This is a genomic window from Pseudomonas sp. EL_65y_Pfl2_R96, assembly GCF_963970905.1.
Classification (GTDB): domain Bacteria; phylum Pseudomonadota; class Gammaproteobacteria; order Pseudomonadales; family Pseudomonadaceae; genus Aquipseudomonas.
In genome coordinates, this window is the sequence record NZ_CAXAQH010000294.1 from 1 (window position 1) to 474 (window position 474).

Genomic DNA, 474 nt, shown 5'->3' on the forward strand with positions numbered 1-474 from the left:
TTCTTTGAACTGCACGCCACCAACAAAAGCCAGCTGGCTGAACAGGCTCTGCGCTACATCCAGGTGCTCTACGAAATAGAGCGAGAGGTTCGCGACCTGGAACCGGATTTACGCCGCTGAATACGGCAAGAAAAAGCCGCACCCGCGATGGATGCGTTGCATACCTGGATAATCGCCCAGCGCGAATGCGTGCACGACGGAGTGGCTATCGCCAAGGCCTTCGATTACAGCCTGAAACGCTGGACGGCATTGTCACGCTATCTCGATGACGGTGCAGTCCCCTTAGACAACAACCACGCGGAGCAGCAGATAAGGCCTTGGGCCCTAGGACGCAAGAATTGGCTCTACGCAGGATCGTTGCGCAGCGGTCAACGTGCTGCGGCGTTGATGAGTCTGATCCAATCGGCGAAGCTCAACGGACATGATCCGTATGCCTATTTGAAGGTCGTATTCACACGTCTGCCGACACAGCGG

Annotated in this window: 1 pseudogene; it reads left to right on the forward strand. The window is 56.3% G+C overall.

Features of this window, described 5'->3' with window-relative positions:
* Nucleotides 1–474: pseudogene (locus AACY49_RS30710) on the forward strand (IS66 family transposase); the annotation flags it as partial.